Annotated in this window: 13 protein-coding genes; 8 read left to right on the top strand and 5 right to left on the bottom strand. The window is 73.2% G+C overall.

The genetic code is table 11. From position 1 onward, the window contains the following. Positions 1–123 precede the first annotated feature (123 nt). A complete protein-coding gene (locus ACZ7MY_RS12485; RefSeq protein WP_499601356.1) occupies positions 124–2,169 on the bottom strand; it encodes a bifunctional aldolase/short-chain dehydrogenase in 2,046 nt (681 codons plus the stop codon). Positions 2,170–2,219: 50 nt separating this feature from the next. After that, positions 2,220–3,386 (bottom strand): L-rhamnose isomerase, encoded by a 1,167-nt coding sequence (gene rhaI, locus ACZ7MY_RS12480; protein WP_499601355.1) that lies wholly within the window; start codon positions 3,384–3,386, stop codon positions 2,220–2,222. A 311-nt stretch (positions 3,387–3,697) separates the two neighbouring features. Between rhaI and ACZ7MY_RS12475 the strand changes: the two genes are divergently transcribed. The 6 genes from ACZ7MY_RS12475 to ACZ7MY_RS12450 all read left to right on the top strand — a co-directional run bounded on the left by ACZ7MY_RS12475 (position 3,698) and on the right by ACZ7MY_RS12450 (position 10,416). Continuing rightward, on the top strand, positions 3,698–5,218 hold the full coding sequence (locus ACZ7MY_RS12475) for a sugar ABC transporter ATP-binding protein (protein ID WP_499601354.1): 1,521 nt from the start codon (positions 3,698–3,700) through the stop codon (positions 5,216–5,218). After that, on the top strand, positions 5,215–6,270 hold the full coding sequence (locus ACZ7MY_RS12470; protein ID WP_499601353.1) for an ABC transporter permease: 1,056 nt from the start codon (positions 5,215–5,217) through the stop codon (positions 6,268–6,270). The genes ACZ7MY_RS12475 and ACZ7MY_RS12470 overlap by 4 nt, the downstream gene beginning before the upstream one ends. Continuing rightward, positions 6,263–7,294: an ABC transporter permease gene (locus ACZ7MY_RS12465; RefSeq protein ID WP_499601352.1), complete on the top strand. Its 1,032-nt coding sequence runs from the start codon at positions 6,263–6,265 to the stop codon at positions 7,292–7,294. Before ACZ7MY_RS12470 ends, ACZ7MY_RS12465 begins: the two co-directional genes overlap by 8 nt. A 98-nt stretch (positions 7,295–7,392) precedes the next feature. Beyond that, positions 7,393–8,478, top strand: a complete 1,086-nt coding sequence (gene rhaS / locus ACZ7MY_RS12460) for a rhamnose ABC transporter substrate-binding protein (protein WP_499601351.1) — start codon at positions 7,393–7,395, stop codon at positions 8,476–8,478. 10 nt (positions 8,479–8,488) lie between these two features. Then, the gene (locus ACZ7MY_RS12455) at positions 8,489–9,517 is read left to right on the top strand and encodes a LacI family DNA-binding transcriptional regulator (RefSeq protein ID WP_499601350.1); all 1,029 of its coding nucleotides are present in this window, start codon (positions 8,489–8,491) and stop codon (positions 9,515–9,517) included. Between the two features lie 395 nt (positions 9,518–9,912). Further along, positions 9,913–10,416 (top strand): GNAT family N-acetyltransferase, encoded by a 504-nt coding sequence (locus ACZ7MY_RS12450; protein ID WP_499601987.1) that lies wholly within the window; start codon positions 9,913–9,915, stop codon positions 10,414–10,416. A 57-nt stretch (positions 10,417–10,473) separates the two neighbouring features. Here the strand turns inward: ACZ7MY_RS12450 and ACZ7MY_RS12445 are convergent, their stop codons facing one another. Beyond that, positions 10,474–11,817 (bottom strand): diacylglycerol kinase family protein, encoded by a 1,344-nt coding sequence (locus ACZ7MY_RS12445; RefSeq protein ID WP_499601349.1) that lies wholly within the window; start codon positions 11,815–11,817, stop codon positions 10,474–10,476. A gap of 153 nt (positions 11,818–11,970) precedes the next feature. Here ACZ7MY_RS12445 and ACZ7MY_RS12440 point away from each other — a divergent pair, with 153 nt between their 5' ends. Further along, a complete protein-coding gene (locus ACZ7MY_RS12440) occupies positions 11,971–12,321 on the top strand; it encodes a hypothetical protein (protein WP_499601348.1) in 351 nt (116 codons plus the stop codon). Positions 12,322–12,349: 28 nt separating this feature from the next. On the opposite strand, the gene ACZ7MY_RS12435 is transcribed toward ACZ7MY_RS12440, so the two are convergent. Continuing rightward, complete coding sequence (locus ACZ7MY_RS12435) at positions 12,350–13,543, bottom strand: glycoside hydrolase family 3 N-terminal domain-containing protein (RefSeq protein ID WP_499601347.1); 1,194 nt, start codon at positions 13,541–13,543, stop codon at positions 12,350–12,352. A gap of 63 nt (positions 13,544–13,606) precedes the next feature. On the opposite strand from ACZ7MY_RS12435, the gene ACZ7MY_RS12430 reads away from it, so the two are divergent. After that, positions 13,607–14,095 (top strand): TIGR00725 family protein, encoded by a 489-nt coding sequence (locus tag ACZ7MY_RS12430; RefSeq protein WP_499601346.1) that lies wholly within the window; start codon positions 13,607–13,609, stop codon positions 14,093–14,095. A 38-nt stretch (positions 14,096–14,133) separates the two neighbouring features. On the opposite strand, the gene ACZ7MY_RS12425 is transcribed toward ACZ7MY_RS12430, so the two are convergent. After that, a complete protein-coding gene (locus ACZ7MY_RS12425) occupies positions 14,134–15,567 on the bottom strand; it encodes an aldehyde dehydrogenase (protein ID WP_499601345.1) in 1,434 nt (477 codons plus the stop codon). Positions 15,568–15,688 lie beyond the last annotated feature (121 nt).

The raw sequence follows: 15,688 nt of genomic DNA, 5'->3' as shown, positions 1-15,688 counted from the left end.
TTTCGGGTTTTTGGGGTGGGGACGGGGGGGGTGTTGGCGGGGGGTCGCCCCACGGGGGGGTTTGTGGAAGGCCCGGGTGCGGGGGACCCGCCCGCCCGCCTCCCCCGCACGGTGCTGTCGGCGTCAGCGCAGGAACGCCGCGGCCACGCCGGCGTCGACCGGGACGTGCAGGCCGGTGGTGTGCGTCAGTTCGCCGCCGGTCAGGGCGAAGACCGCGTTGGCGACGTGCTCGGGGAGCACCTCGCGCTTGAGGATGGTGCGCTGGGCGTAGAACTCGCCGAGCTTCTCCTCCGGCACCCCGTACGTCGCGGCGCGCTGCGCGCCCCAGCCGGAGGAGAAGATGCCCGAGCCGCGGACGACCCCGTCGGGGTTGACGCCGTTGACGCGGATGCCGTGCTCGCCGAGCTCGGCGGCCAGCAGCCGTACCTGGTGCGCCTGGTCGGCCTTGGTGGCGGAGTAGGCGATGTTGTTGGGGCCGGCGAAGACCGCGTTCTTGGAGGCGATGTAGACGATGTCGCCGCCGAGCTTCTGCGCGACCAGCACGCGGGCCGCCTCGCGGGAGACGAGGAAGGAGCCGCGGGCCATGATGTCGTGCTGGAGGTCCCAGTCGCGGGCGGTGGTCTCCAGCAGCGGCTTGGAGATGGAGATGCCCGCGTTGTTGACCACCAGGTCCACCCCGCCGAAGGCCAGCAGGGCCTCGTCGAAGCCGGCCCGGATGGCCTCCTCGCTCGTCACGTCCACGGTGATCGCGACCGCCCGGTCGGGGCCGCCGAGTTCCTCCGCGACGGTCCGCGCGCCGTCGGTGTTGACGTCGGCGACCACCACGCAGGCGCCCTCCGCCGCGAGGCGGTGCGCGATGGCCCGGCCGATGCCCGAACCCGCCCCGGTCACCAGGGCGATGCGGGTCGCCAGCGGCTTGGGCTTCGGCATCCGCTGGAGCTTGGCCTCCTCCAGCGCCCAGTACTCGATGCGGAACTTCTCCGCCTCGTCGATGGGCGCGTAGGTGGAGACGGCCTCGGCGCCGCGCATCACGTTGATCGCGTTGACGTAGAACTCGCCCGCCACACGCGCGGTCTGCTTGTCCTTGCCGTAGCTGAACATGCCGACGCCCGGGACGAGGACGATCGCCGGGTCCGCGCCGCGGATGGCGGGGGAGTCCTCGGTGGCGTGCCGGTCGTAGTACGCCTGGTAGTCGGCGCGGTAGGCGGCGTGCAGCTCCTCGAGGCGGGCCACGGCCTCCTCGAGCGGCGCCGTCGGGGGCAGGTCGAGGACGAGGGGGCGGACCTTGGTGCGCAGGAAGTGGTCCGGGCAGGAGGTGCCGAGCGCGGCCAGCCGGGGGTGCTCGGCGTGCGCGAGGAAGTCCAGCACGGGCACGGAGTCGGTGAAGTGGCCGACCTGCGGGCGGTCCTGGGAGGCGATCGCCCGCAGGACGGGGGCGAGGGCTGCGGCCCGGACCCGGCGCTCGGCCTCCGGCAGCGGCTCCCAGCCGGGCAGCGCGGCGCCGAACGGGTCCTGCCTGCCGTGCTGCTCCAGGAACTCCTCGGCGGTGCGGATGATCCACAGGGCGTTGCGCTCGCACTCCTCGGAGGTGTCGCCCCAGGCGGTGATGCCGTGACCGCCGAGGACCACGCCGACGGCCTGCGGGTTGGCCTCCTTGATGGCGGCGATGTCCAGGCCGAGCTGGAAGCCGGGACGCCGCCACGGCACCCAGGCGACCTTGTCGCCGAAGCACTCCTGGGTGAGCTTCTCGCCGTCCGCGGCGCAGGCCAGCGCGATGCCCGAGTCGGGGTGCAGGTGGTCGACGTGGGCCGCGTCGACGAGGCCGTGCATGGCCGTGTCGATGGACGGGGCGGCGCCGCCCTTGCCGTGCAGGCAGTAGTCGAACGCCGCGACCATCTCGTCCTCGCGCTCGGGGCCCGGGTAGACGGCGGTCAGGGCGCGCAGCCGGTCCAGGCGCAGCACGGCGAGGCCGGCCTCGGTGAGCGTGCCCAGGTCGCCGCCCGAGCCCTTGACCCACATCAGGTCCACGGCGCCGCCGGTGACGGGATCGGTGGCGGTGGCCTTGGCGGAGGCGTTGCCCCCGGCGTAGTTGGTGTTGCGCGGGTCGGCGCCCAGGCGGTGGGCGCGCTCCAGCAGCGCGGCGACTTCCGGATGGGTGGCGGGTGCCATGGGGTGTCCTTCGGGAGGGGAGGAACGAGGAGGTGCGGGGGCGGCGGGGCCTACGCGCCCCAGCCGGCCTGGGTGCCGCCGACGCGGTCGGCGACGATGTGCTCCTGCCAGCCGGAGGCGTGGTACGCGGCGACGGGGTCGGGGGCCAGCCCGCGCTCCTCGCGCACCTCGCGCAGCAGGGGGCGCACGTCGGTGTTGTACGCGTCCATCAGGACGGCGTTGGCGGCGAGGACGTCACCGGAGCGCTGGGCCTCGCCCAGGGCGTCGAGGTCCACCAGGAGGGCCTTGGCGGTGGCCTCCTGGACGTTCATCACCGAGCGGATGACGGCGGGGATCTTGGCCTCGATGTTGTGGCACTGGTCGAGCATGAAGGCCACGTCGGTCTCGGTCTCGAAGCCGCGGTTCTTGGCGACCTCGTGCAGGATCCGGAAGAGCTGGAAGGGGTCGGCGGCGCCGACCATCAGGTCGTCGTCCGCGTAGAAGCGGGAGTTGAAGTCGAAGCCGCCGAGCTTGCCCTGGCTCAGCAGGAGGGCGACGATGAACTCGATGTTGGTGCCCGGCGCGTGGTGTCCGGTGTCCACGACGACCTGCGCCTTGGGGCCGAGCCTGAGGCAGTGGGCGTACGCGGTGCCCCAGTCCGGGACGTCGGTGGTGTAGAACGCCGGCTCGAAGAGCTTGTACTCCAGCAGCATCCGCTGGTCGTCGCCGAGTCGCTCGTAGACCTCCGCCAGGGCCTCGGCGAGCCGCTCCTGGCGGCCCACGACGTCGTCCTGGCCGGGGTAGTTGGTGCCGTCGGAGAACCAGAGCTTGAGGTCGGCCGAGCCGGTGGCGTCCATGATGTCGACGCACTCCAGCAGGTGGTCCGTGGCCTTGCGGCGGACCCGGGGGTCGGGGTGGCACACGCTGCCGAGCTTGTAGTCGTCGTCCTGGAAGACGTTGGAGTTGATCGCGCCCAGTTCCAGGCCGCGTTCCTTGGCGTGGGCGCCGAGCGCGGTGTAGTCCTCGACCCGGTCCCACGGGATGTGCAGGGCCACCTTGGGGGCGACGCCGGTGAACTCGTGCACCTTGGCCGCGTCGTCGAGCTTCTCGTACGGGTCACGGGGCACCCCGGCCTGGGCGAAGACCTTGAAACGGGTGCCGGAATTGCCGTAACCCCAGGACGGCGTCTCGATCCGCTGGGCTGTGAGTGCGGCCTTGACGGCTGCGATGTCAGGCATGTCCACCTCGGATGGCTCGGTGAATCGGCTCAGTGAACCGGCTCCAGTGAATCGATTCATTCGGCTGTGAAGCTATCCACGTCCACCGGTGGCCGTCAAGGGGTCTGCCGGTCCCGATCCCCGTTATTGAATCGTGTCATCCGTACCAGGAAGGCGCGTTGTCGCTGTTCGTGCGGCGTTGCCGGCGCTGTTACCTGCGGGTTTCGCGAGGGTGCAGGTCAGGAGGGGGAGGCGACAGCTCTTGACGCGTTCGCGGGGCGGGGCTAGCTTCCCGGCAACTCCGTTGAAACATTTCATAGCAGGAGGGCGCAATGACGCACCCCGAACCGGAGACCACTCCGGTGCTCGCGCTCGAGGGGGTGAGCAAGTCCTTCGGTGCCGTTCGCGCTCTGCGCGATGTGTCGCTCCGGCTCCACGCCGGCGAGGCCCACGCCCTGGCGGGTGAGAACGGCGCCGGCAAGTCGACACTGATCAAGACCCTCGCGGGTGTGCACCGCCCGGACACCGGCACGGTGCTGCTCGACGGCCGGCCCGTGGAGTTCCACGGCCCGGGGGACGCCCGTGACGCGGGGGTCGCCGTCATCTACCAGGAGCCCACGCTCTTCCCCGACCTGTCGGTGGCCGAGAACATCTTCGTCGGCCGCCAGCCGCGCCGTTCGCTCGGCAGGGTCGACCACAAGGCCGTGCGCGAGGCCGCGGCCGAGCTCTTCCGCCGTCTCGGCGTCGACCTCGACCCGGAACAGCCCGCCCGCGGACTGTCCATCGCCGACCAGCAGTTGGTGGAGATCGCCAAGGCGCTCTCCTTCGACGCCCGCGTCCTGATCATGGACGAGCCGACCGCCGCGCTCACCGGCAGCGAGGTCGCCCGGCTCTTCGGCGTCGTCAGGTCCCTGCGCGAGCAGGGCGCCGCGGTGCTCTTCATCTCCCACCGCCTCGAGGAGATCTTCGCCCTCTGCCAGCGGGTCACCACCCTGCGGGACGGCGCGTGGATCGCCAGCGAGCCCCTCGACGGGCTCACCGAGGACGACCTGGTGCGCCGCATGGTCGGCCGCGACCTGGACGAGCTCTACCCCAAGCAGGACGCCGAGATCGGCGAAGTCGCCCTCAGCGTGCGCCGGCTGACCCGCGAGGGCGTCTTCACCGACGTCTCCTTCGAGGTGCGCCGCGGCGAGATCGTGGGCCTGGCGGGCCTGGTCGGCGCCGGGCGCAGCGAGGTCGCCCGGGCGATCTTCGGCGTGGACCGCCGGGACGCCGGCGAGGTCGTCGTCGGCGGCAAGCCGCTGCGCGGCGGCGCGCCCAGCCTGGCCATGGCCGCGGGGATCGCGCTGGTCCCCGAGGACCGCCGGGCCCAGGGCCTGGTGATGGAGATGTCCATCGAGCGCAACATCGGCCTGACCGGCTTCTCCGCCACCACCAAGGGCGGACTGATGAACCGCGGCGCGGAGCGCAGCCGTGCCCTGGACTGGGCCGTCCGGCTCCAGGTGAAGTACGCCCGGCTGGCCGACGTCGTCGGCACCCTCTCGGGCGGCAACCAGCAGAAGGTCGTCCTCGCCAAGTGGCTCGCCACCGCGCCCGAGGTGCTGATCGTCGACGAGCCCACCCGCGGCATCGACGTCGGCACCAAGGCCGAGGTGCACCGGCTGCTGTCGCGGCTCGCGTCCGAGGGCGTGGCCGTACTGATGATCTCCTCCGACCTGCCGGAGATCCTCGGCATGGCGGACCGCGTCCTGGTGATGCACGAGGGACGACTGACGGCCGAGATCCCCCGGTCGGAGGCGACCGAGGAATCCGTGATGGCGGCGGCGACCGGCCGCGTGAGGAGGGCGGCGTGACCGTGACCGCCGACACCCCGCAGCAGATCGCCGCGGACGAACCGACCGCGCCCCGCCGCTTCCTGGACCGGGTGCTGAAACTGCGGGCGCTCGCCGTGCTCGCCGTGCTCGTGGTCATGCTGGCCGCGACCCAGATCTACAACAGCGAGTTCCTCTCCCAGCAGGGCGTCAAGGACCTCCTGCTGAACGCGACCATCCTCGTGCTCGTCGCCGTCGGCCAGGCCATGGTCGTCATCACCCGCAACGTCGACCTGTCGGTCGGCTCGGTGCTCGGCATCTCGGCCTTCGCCTCCGGCACCTACCTGCACGGCGGCGGCAACCCGCTCGTCGCCGTGCTCATCGCGGTCGCCCTCGGCGTGCTCTTCGGCCTGCTGAACGGCCTGCTGGTGAGCCTGGGTCAGGTCCCGGCGCTGGTGGTGACCCTGGGCACGCTCTACATCATCCGCGGCATCGACTCCATCTGGGTCGGCTCCCGCCAGATCACCGCCGGCGACCTGCCGGAGAGCTTCGTCGACTTCGGCCACGACGGCCTGTCGGTGATCCCCTACCTCGCGCTGCTGACGCTCCTCGTGCTGGTCGTGGCCGGCTACTACCTGCGCAGCTACCGCGGCGGACGCGACCTGTACGCGCTGGGCTCCAGCCCCGAGGCCGCCCGGCTGGCCGGCGTGCCGGTCCGCAAGCGGATCCTGACCGCGTACGTGGTGTGCGGGGCGCTCGCCGGTCTCGCCGGCGCGCTCTACCTCGCCCGCTTCGGCAACGTCGACTCCGGCACCGGCAACGGCTACGAACTGACCGTCGTCAGCGCGGTGGTGGTCGGCGGCGTCGCCTTCACCGGCGGCTCCGGAACCGTCTACGGCGCCGCCCTCGGCGCCCTGCTGCTGACCTCGATCAACAGCGTCCTGCCCTCCATCGGCGTCAGCTCGGTGTGGGTGCTGGCCATCGACGGCGTCCTGCTCCTGCTCGCCATCGCCGTCGACCGGATCGTGGCGCTGCGGGTGGCCGGCGTCCTCCGCAAGCGGGCCGCACAGATGAGGAGTGCCCACCATGCCTGAGACCACCGAGGCCCCCGCCCCGCTCGCCCGCCTCGGCGGCGCGGTGCGCTGGGACACCGCGGTCGGCGCCCTGCTCGTCGTCCTGCTGATCTGCTCCTTCTCCTTCGTGGACAACTTCGGCAACGCCCTGAACGTGTTTTTTCTGATCGGCAACACCCTGCCGATCGCGCTCATCGCGCTGCCCATGACCATGCTCGTGGTCTCCGGCGAGATCGACCTGTCCGTCGGCTCCACCGCCGGACTGTCCGGCGCCGTCATGGGCGCGCTGTGGAACGGCGGCATGGCGATCGAGACGATCATCCCGCTCTGCCTGCTCCTCGGCGCCCTGTGCGGCCTGGTCAACGGCCTGCTCGTGACCCGGCTCGGCCTGCCCTCGCTCGCCGTCACCATCGGCACGCTGGCCGCCTACCGCGGCATCGCGCAGATCGTGCTCGGTGCCGACTCCGTCACCGACTTCCCGCAGCAGTACCTCGACTTCGGCGCCGGCCGGATCGACGGCACCTTCATCCCGTACGCGGCGATCCCCTTCGCCGTACTGCTGCTGATCGCCGTCCTGGTGCTCCACGCGACCCCCGTCGGACGCTCCCTGTTCGCGGTCGGCGCCTCGGAGGAGGCGGCCCGGTTCGCGGGAGTGCGGGTGCGGCGGCTGAAGCTGGCCATGTTCGTGACGACCGGTCTGGTCTCCTCCCTCACCGGGATCTTCTGGGCGCTGCACTACGCCAGCGCCCGCTACGACAACGCCACCGGCCTGGAGCTGTCCGTCATCGCCGGCGTCCTGCTCGGCGGCATCGACTTCGACGGCGGCAAGGGCACCCTGGGCGGCGCCATCGCCGGTGTGTTCCTGCTCGGCGCCGGCCAGAACGTCATGAGCCTGCTCAACGTCTCGGCCCAGTCCCAGATCGTCGTCACCGGCGTGCTCCTGGTCATCTCCGTCCTCGCCCCGAGGATCGGCCGCCAGGTCGCGCAGGCCAGGGCGCGCAGGAGGTCGGCCGGCAAGGCCCCGGCCGCGCTCGCCGCCTCGTGAACCCCCACTTCCCCCCGCACCCCTCCCACGGCACCACCGCCCCCCGCACCCCCTCCCGTCCCCACTCCGGCGCGCGCTCCGGCAGCGAAAGGATCACCATGTCCAGAACCCTCACCCGTCGTGCCACCGTCGTCGTCGCCGTGACCGCGGCCGTCGCGCTCGGCGCCACGGCCTGCGGCGGCACCACCAAGAACTCCTCCAAGGACAGCGGTGGCGGCGGCGCCAAGGCGACCGCGTCGGCCGACCCCAACGCGGCGACCAAGAAGGGCCTGACCGTCGCCTTCCTGCCCAAGCAGGTCAACAACCCGTACTTCACCATCGCCGACGGCGGCGGCAAGCAGGCCCTGGACGCGCTGGGCTCCTCCTACAAGGAGGTCGGCACCAGCAGCGGCACCGACACCGCCGGCCAGGTGAGCTACGTCAACACCCTGACCCAGCAGCAGGTCGACGCGATCGCCGTCTCCGCGCAGGACCCGGGCGCGCTGTGCACCTCGCTCAACCAGGCCCGCAAGAACGGCATCAAGGTCGTCACCTACGACTCGGACACCAAGCCCGAGTGCCGCGACCTGTTCGTCTCGCAGGCCAGCTCCGAGGACCTCGGCCGCACCGAGGTGCAGCTGCTCGCCGAGCAGATCGGCTACAAGGGCGAGATCGCGATCCTCTCGGCGGCCCAGACCGCCACGAACCAGAACACCTGGATCGACTTCATGAAGGACGAGCTCAAGGACCCCAAGTACAAGGACGTCAAGCTGGTCAAGGTCGCCTACGGCAACGACGACGCCCAGCAGTCCTTCCAGCAGACCCAGGGCCTGCTGCAGCAGTACCCCAACCTGAAGGGGATCATCTCCCCGACCACGGTCGGCATCAAGGCGGCCGCCCAGTACCTGGCGGGCTCCAAGTACAAGGGCAAGGTGAAGCTGACCGGCCTCGGCACGCCCAACGACATGCGCGCATACGTCAAGAACGGCACCGTCGAGGCCTTCGAGCTGTGGGACCCGGCCAAGCTCGGCTCGCTCGCCTCGTACGCCGCGGTCGCCCTGGCCTCCGGCCAGATCTCCGGCACGGAGGGCCAGAGCTTCAAGGCCGGTGACATGGGCAGCTACACCATCGGCAAGGACGGCGTCGTGGTGCTCGGCAAGCCGACCGTGTTCACCAAGGACAACATCGACCAGTTCAAGTTCTGAGAGCCCGGGCGTGGCGGAGAAGGGCCGCACGGTGGGGATCAAGGACGTCGCCCGTGAGGCGGGCGTGTCCGTGGGCACGGTCTCCAATGTGATCAACCGGCCGGACGCGGTCCCCGAGGCGACCCGGGTCCGTGTGCAGCGCGCCATCGCCCGGCTGGGGTACGTACGCAGCGAGTCCGCCCGGCAGTTGCGGGCGGGCCGCAGCAGGATCATGGCCCTGCTCGTGCTCGACATGGGCAACCCGTTCTTCGTCGACGTGGCACGCGGCGCGGAACGGGCCGCCCGGCAGGCGGGGCTCGGCGTGATGGTCTGCAACAGCGCCGAGAACCCGCAGGAGGAGGCCGCGTACCTGTCGCTCTTCGCGGAGCAGCGGGTACGGGGGGTGCTGGTGACGCCGGCCGACGCCGACGGCGGCAACCTCGCCGCGTTCCGGCGGCACCGCATCCCCTTCGTCCTCGTCGACCGGGTCGCGGCGGGCACCTCCGAGTGCTCGGTGTCGGTGGACGACGTGGCCGGCGGCCGCATGGCCGTAGGCCACCTGGCGGCCGCCGGGCACCGCCGGATCGCGTACGTCTCCGGCCCCGGGCACCTCCACCAGGTCCGGGACCGGCGCGAGGGCGCGTTCGCCGCCCTGGCGGAGGCCGGGCTGCCGCCGGAGACCCTGCGCGAACTGCCCACGGAGCGGCTGGACGTGGCCGCGGGACGGGACGCCGGCCACCGGCTGCTCGGCCTCCCGGAGCGGCCGACCGCCGTGTTCTGCGCCAACGACCTGCTCGCCCTCGGGGTGCTGCAGGCGCTGTACGCGGCGGGGGTGGACGTCCCCGGCGAGATGGCCATCGTCGGCTACGACGACATCGAGTTCGCGGCCGCGGCGGCCGTGCCGCTCACCTCCGTGCGGCAGCCCGCCGCGAACATGGGCGCGCTGGCCGCCGGGATGCTCCTGGAGGAGACCGGGCCGCAGGCCCGGGAGCACCGGCACCGTCGGGTGGTGCTCCAGCCGGAACTGGTGGTGCGTGACTCCAGCCTGATCCGTCGCTGACGCCGCGCCGGCCGGGCGTCCGGCGACGGCGCGGGGGTGCGCGGTGCGGCGGCGTTGGGTGCCGCGACGGCTGACCGGCGTTCTTGGGCCGACCGGGCCGCCGGCCGGGGAGCACCGGCACCGGTGGGTCGTGCTCCGGCCGAAGGCCTGCCCGCGGCGGTGCGCGGGCCCGGCCGGGGCGCCGCCGTTCGGGCGTCAGCTGGTGGCGGGGTTGACGCGGTCCGGCGGCCGCCTGAGTGCGTTGAGCCGTGCGGGCGTCGCCCACTGCGAAAACCGCTGGACACGCGCCAGGGTGCCGCGCGAGCATCCGCGCTGTGACGGATGAACCCGCCCGCCGGTCCCCGGCCCCGACCGGTCGGAGGTCGGTGGGACTCGTCGATCTCCCGGGCACGGCCATGACCGCCCTGCTGGACGACGACCTCGCCCGGGCCAGTGCGGCGGCCGGGGTCGCGCTCACGGACTACTTCCTCACCGACCGGGCGAAGTGGGTCTGGCGGTACCGGCTCGATCAGCTGGCCTCGGACCCGCGCAGCGCGGGGTGGCTCACCCGGGCCGTGGTGGCCGAGCCCGAAGGCGTCGTCGTGGGGTACGCCGGGTTCCACGGGCCGCCCGACGGGGCGGGCATGGTGGAGATCGGCTATTCGGTGGCCCCCGGCCACCGACGTCAGGGGTACGCCCGGGCGACGCTGACGGAGTTGATGCGTCGCGCCGCCGCCGAAGCCGCGGTCAGGACCGTGCGGGTGACGATCAGCCCCGGGAACACCGCGTCCCTCGCCACGATTTCCGGGTTCGGCTTCGTCGAGGTCGGTGAGCAGTGGGACGAGGTGGACGGCCTCGAACTCGTCCTCGAGGTCCCCGTCGCCCGGATCGGCCGCCGCCGGGACCAGCCGCCGGGCTGACCGGCCGCCGGCCCCGTCGACCGCGGTCCCGCCGCGCACGCGTGGGCCGGGGGCGGATCAGGAAGTGGGACGCCCGGCTGCCGTACGGCCCATGGTCAGGGCGAGTTTGCGCAGCCGGCGCCAGTCCGTGCGGACGCCGGTGGCCGGTACGCCGGGCCGGTCGCGGGGTACCCGGACGCGCAGCGCCCCGGGACGGATGCGGCAGTGCACGGGGGTGGGCAGGACGAGTGCCTCGCCGTCCACGCCCGCGTCGATCTCGGCGGCGTCGGCCGTGGTCACCACCTCCCGCGCCGTCGTCACCGTGAGCCCGGAGGCGACCCGGGGACCCATCAGCAGCCCGGCCGCCTGCGCGGCGTTGTCGACCTTGACGCCGAGCACGCCCAGCAGTCCGGTGTCGAGACGGTCCCGGCGGCCGAGCCCGGCCGGGTCGTCGGTCCGGTAAGGGTTGTTGCTCACCAGCACCGCCTGCGGCTCCTCGACGACGCTGTCCCCGGCCGTCGCCGTCAGCCGGGGTCCGGCGCGGTGGGTGAGCAGGTCGGGCAGGAGCTCCAGGATGGTGCCGACCTTGTCGTCCCGGTACGCGGGACTCTGCACGACCGCCGCGTACGCCCCGAAGGACACGTTGTTGACGAAAGGCCTGTCGCCCACGTAGCCGAGGTCGACCCGCAGCTCCACGCCGTCCCGGAGCGCGTCCAGGCAGGCCGCGGGATCGGCGCGGTCCAGCCCCAGGTCCATGGCGAAGTGGTTGCGCGTGCCCGCGCAGATCACCAGGAAGGGCAGGCCCCGTTCGGCGGCCACCCCGGCGACCAGCGCCTGCGTGCCGTCGCCGCCGGCCACCCCGAGCAGGTCGGCGCCCTCGTCCGCCGCCCGCCGGGCGAGCTCGGCGACGTCCTGCGGACGGTCGGGGTCGAGGAGCACGACCCGTGCGCCGAGCGCCTCCGCCTTCTCCTTGAGCCCGAATTCGCCGACCTTGCCGCCGCCGGACCGCGGGTTCATGATCAGGAACGGCCGCCGCGGCCGGCCCGCGATCCGCTCCCGCAGCCGCGCCTCGTGGGCCCGGGTGGCCCGCACGGCGGTGCGCCCGGCGACGACGGCCAGCGCCCACAGGCCGAGTGAGGTGACCACGACCCAGAGCAGGTTGGCCCGGTCGTAGTAGGCGAGGACGGCCAGCGGGGTCGCGGCGGTCAGCACTACGGCCAGCGCCCGCACCACACCGCGGCGGGTCAGCACCCACCACGCCCCCGCCGCCGTCAGCGCGGTGCCGCCCAGCGCGGCGCCCACCAGCGCGATGCTGCGCAGCCCGGCGACCACCAGCGGCAGCGCCACGGCCGCTCCCGCCGCGGTCAGGGCCAGGCGGGCCAGCCAGCGCTGCGCGACGTGCCTGCGGGAGAGCTGCTCCATGCTCCGACAGTGCCACCGCACGGCCCCGGCCCGCCATCCCTGCCGTGCCCCCGGGTGGCGGCCCCGGCCCTCGGGCCCCGGTGCTCCGTTCGTCCGGACGTCCCACAGCGGACCCCGCACGCCGTCACCGACACCCCGAAGGAGCCCGGGCCCGTGGACGAAGGCGACGCCGCAGTCTGGGACTTCACCCGTCGCGACGGTTTCTGGAATCCGACCCGTACCCCGCCGGCGGACGAGAACCTGCTACGGGCGGTGGAAACGCTCGCGAGCTCGTTCGGCAGGCGGGCCTGGAGCGTCCTGGACTTCCTCGCGGAAGTGGAGAAGGTGGCGTCCGGGCAGTCCCCGCGGTCCTCGGTGAACACCACGACGGCGCTCGTGCGCGTACACGCCGACGGCGCGTTCGAGCTGTGCGACACGTACGGCCAGTTCGAGAACACCGTGGTCTCCGCCCGCGAGCCGGCCTCGATCGGCGCCGCCCTGGCGGCGCCGATCGAGGCCGGCTGACCGGCGGCGGCAGGCCCGCGCGGCGGCGTCAGCCGGTGCAGCGCAGCACCCCGGCCGCCTCCTTGGCCGTCAGCACGCGCCGCACGCTGTTCGCGACCAGCGTCCGCACCTTCGGTTCGTGGCGCATGGCGTAGCGGATGCCCTCGGCCATGGTGGGGATGCCCTTGGGGGAGACGGTGAGGGTGAGGTCGCCGCCGGCGCGCAGGAAGGACAGGGCGCGCTGGCCGAGGGCCACGGACTGGGCGGAGGCCGCCTTGCCGAGGTCGTCGGAGATGATGACGCCCTTGAAGCCCAGGTCGCGGCGGAGGGTCTGATCCACGATCAGCGACGAGAACACGGCCTTGTGCTTCGGGTCGATGCGCTGGTACGTCGCCAGCGACACCATCACCAGCCCCGCGCCCGCGGAGATGCCCGCGCGGAAGGGGGCGATGTTGCTGCCCGTCCGGGTCAGCGTCGTGTCCGTCACCGAGGCGGTCGTGTCCGTGTTGCCCTTGACGCTGCCGAGGCCGGGGAAGTGCTTGGGCGTGGTCAGCACCCCGGCCGCCTTCGAGCCCTGGACGTACGCCGTGACGTGCGGGGACACCACCCCGGAGGTCGAGCCGAACTGGCGGCCGTAGCGGCCGATGGGGGCGTTCGCGGTGCCGATCGAGGTGGGGACGATGTCGGCGACGGGCGCCAGGTTGACGTTGACGCCCGCCTTCTTCAACTCCTTCGCCCAGCCCTCCGCCCGCGAGCGCAGCGTGGCCGTGGAGTAGGTGCCCTGGGTCTTCCCGCTGGGGATCGTGGAGAAGCCCGTGCCTTTGAGGACCTGCACCTGGCCGCCCTCCTGGTCCGTGGAGACCAGCAGGCCGACCCGCTGCCCGGCCGCGGTCTGCCCCAGGGACTTCTGCAGCCCGTCCACGAGCGTCCGGGTCTTCGTCACCCCTGACGTGCTGCGGCCGGCGAGGAACACCGACCCGACGGCGTAGGAGCGCATCGCGTCCACGTCGGCCTTGGGCGGCGTGGGCAGTTGGGCCGCACCCATGAAGAGCTGGCCGACGCGCTGCGTGTCGTTCATCGCCGCCAGGACGCGGTCCGCGCAGGACGCCTTGGGGACCGCCGCGCGGCCCGTGGCGACCATGGACTCGGGGGCGGACGGCGTGCCCTGGCAGGCGGCGAGGGTCAGCGTCGAGACCAGCAGGGCGAGGGACACGCGTCGGGGCGTGAGGACGTACGAGGTCACCCCTGCAGCGAATATCCTCGGCGTCGTCCCTGTCAATCGGAGCCGGAGCCCGCGGGAGGGGCCGTGACGAGCCGTTATGTCGCCGTGGTGGGTCCCGCCGAAGCCACCGGTCGGGAGCGCGACCTCGCCCGCGCGGTCGGTGAACTCCTGGCCCGGCGCGGGGCCGTCGTCGTCTGCGGCGGGCTCGGCGGGGTGATGGGCGCCGCTTCCGAGGGAGCCCGCGCACAGGGCGGTACCTCCGTCGGACTCCTCCCGGGCCGGGACCGCCGGGCGGGTGACCCGTCCCTCTCCGTGACGATCGCCACCGGCCTCGGCGAGCTCCGCAACGGCCTCGTCGTCGCCGCCTCCGATGCCGTGGTGGCGGTCGGCGGCAGCTGGGGAACGCTGAGCGAGGTGGCGCTCGCCCTGCGGACCGGCAAGCCCGTCGTCGTGGTCGGCGGCTGGGACGTGCGGGGACCCTGGCCCGCGGAGACGTTCCTGCGCGCCGACTCCGCCGAGGAGGCCGTCGAGGCCGTGGAAGCGGCGCTGGCGGAGTCCTCCCCCGGCGGCTGAGCAAGGCGCCCGGCCGCCGGGCAGGACACGCGCGCGGGTCAGATCGCGATGGCCTTCAGCTCGGTGTAGTGGGCCAGCCCCGCGGCGCCGAACTCACGGCCGATCCCGCTCGCCTTGAACCCGCCGAACGGGGCCGCCATGTCGGGTGCGGCGCCGTTGACGTGGAAGGTGCCGGTGCGGACCCGCCGGGCGATCTCCAGGCCGTGCTCCCGGTCCGCCGTCCACACCCCGCCGCCCAGGCCGTACGGGGAGTCGTTGGCGATGCGGACGGCCTCGTCCTCGTCGTCGAAGGGGATCACGACCAGCACCGGCCCGAAGATCTCCTCGCGGGCGATCCGCATCGCGTTGTCGACGTCGGCGAAGACCGTGGGACGCACGTAGTGCCCGCCCTCCAGGCCCTCCGGGACGCCGGGACCGCCCGTCACCAGCCGCGCGCCCTCCCGTACGCCGAGTTCGATGTAGGAGCGGACCCGCTCGGCCTGGTCGGCGCGGACCATCGGGCCGAGGAAGGTGCCCGGGTCCGCCGGGTCGCCCACCGTGAGGCCGTCGGCGAGCGCCGCCACCGCCGCGACGACCTCCTCGTAGCGGCCGCGCGGGGCCAGGATGCGGGTCTGCGCGACGCACGCCTCGGCGTTGTTGCCGAAGGAGCTGTACCTCAGGCCCGCCACGACCTCGTCCAGGTCGGCGTCCTCCAGGACGATCGCCGCGGACTTGCCGCCCAGCTCCAGGGTGACGCGCTTGAAGGTCTCCGCCGCGGCGCCCGCGATGGCGCGGCCCGCGGCGGTGGAGCCGGTGAAAGCGATCTTGTCGACGCCCGGGTGGCCGACCAGGTGGGCGCCGGCCTCGCGGCCGCCGGGCAGGATGCTGACCACCCCGTCGGGGAAGCCCGCCTCGGCGAAGAGCTCCCCGAGCAGCAGACCGTCCAGCGCGGTCTCGGGGGACGGCTTGAGCACCACCGTGCACCCGGCCAGCAGTGCCGGGACCAGCTTGGCCAGTGCCGACTGGTGCGGGGCGTTCCACGGGATCACCGCCGCCACCACGCCCACCGGCTCGCGGCGCACCACGGTCTGCCCGCCGCCGGCGGCCGGACGGCGCTCCTCCCAGGCGAGCTCGCCCGCGGCCCGCAGATAGCCCTGGGTCTGCACGGACACGGCCGGCTGCAGCATCGAGGTGAACCAGTGGGGGGAGCCGTTCTCGGCGGTGATCAGCGCGGCGATCTCGGCGGCCCGGCCCAGGTGCAGCTCGTCGAAGCGGGCCACGACCCGCATCCGCTCCTCGGGGCTCATGCGGGGCCACGGGCCCTCGTCGAAGGCGGCACGGGCGGCGGCCACGGCCCGGTCGACGTCCGCCGCGCCGGCCTGGGCGGCGCGGCCCACCAGCGAGCCGTCGTGGGGGGAGCGGACCTCGATCAGGTCCGGTGTGGTGGGAGCGGTCCAGTGGCCGCCGATGAAGAGCCGGTCATACGTGATCATCAGGATTCCTCGGGTCGTTCACGGAGGGGGTCGGCGCCGGCACGGCGGGTACCGGCCGGCGTCCGCTCCACGCTCCGCCCGGCGCCACAGGGCCGGCCAGGGACGGAGTGTCCCTGGGACT

The organism is Streptomyces sp. NPDC111520, from assembly GCF_055635295.1.
Note: the sequence above shows the minus strand (reverse complement) of the source record. Positions and strands in the feature narration are given on the sequence as shown.

Bases quoted from the DNA above. Each gene is read 5' to 3' on its own strand.
- ACZ7MY_RS12465 (WP_499601352.1), top strand. From the start codon at position 6,263: ATGCCTGAGACCACCGAGGCCCCCGCCCCGCTCGCCCGCCTCGGCGGC.
- ACZ7MY_RS12475 (WP_499601354.1), top strand. From the start codon at position 3,698: ATGACGCACCCCGAACCGGAGACCACTCCGGTGCTCGCGCTCGAGGGG.
- ACZ7MY_RS12450 (WP_499601987.1), top strand. From the start codon at position 9,913: ATGACCGCCCTGCTGGACGACGACCTCGCCCGGGCCAGTGCGGCGGCC.
- ACZ7MY_RS12445 (WP_499601349.1), bottom strand. From the start codon at position 11,817: ATGGAGCAGCTCTCCCGCAGGCACGTCGCGCAGCGCTGGCTGGCCCGC.
- ACZ7MY_RS12485 (WP_499601356.1), bottom strand. From the start codon at position 2,169: ATGGCACCCGCCACCCATCCGGAAGTCGCCGCGCTGCTGGAGCGCGCC.
- rhaI (WP_499601355.1), bottom strand. From the start codon at position 3,386: ATGCCTGACATCGCAGCCGTCAAGGCCGCACTCACAGCCCAGCGGATC.
- ACZ7MY_RS12425 (WP_499601345.1), bottom strand. From the start codon at position 15,567: ATGATCACGTATGACCGGCTCTTCATCGGCGGCCACTGGACCGCTCCC.
- rhaS (WP_499601351.1), top strand. From the start codon at position 7,393: ATGTCCAGAACCCTCACCCGTCGTGCCACCGTCGTCGTCGCCGTGACC.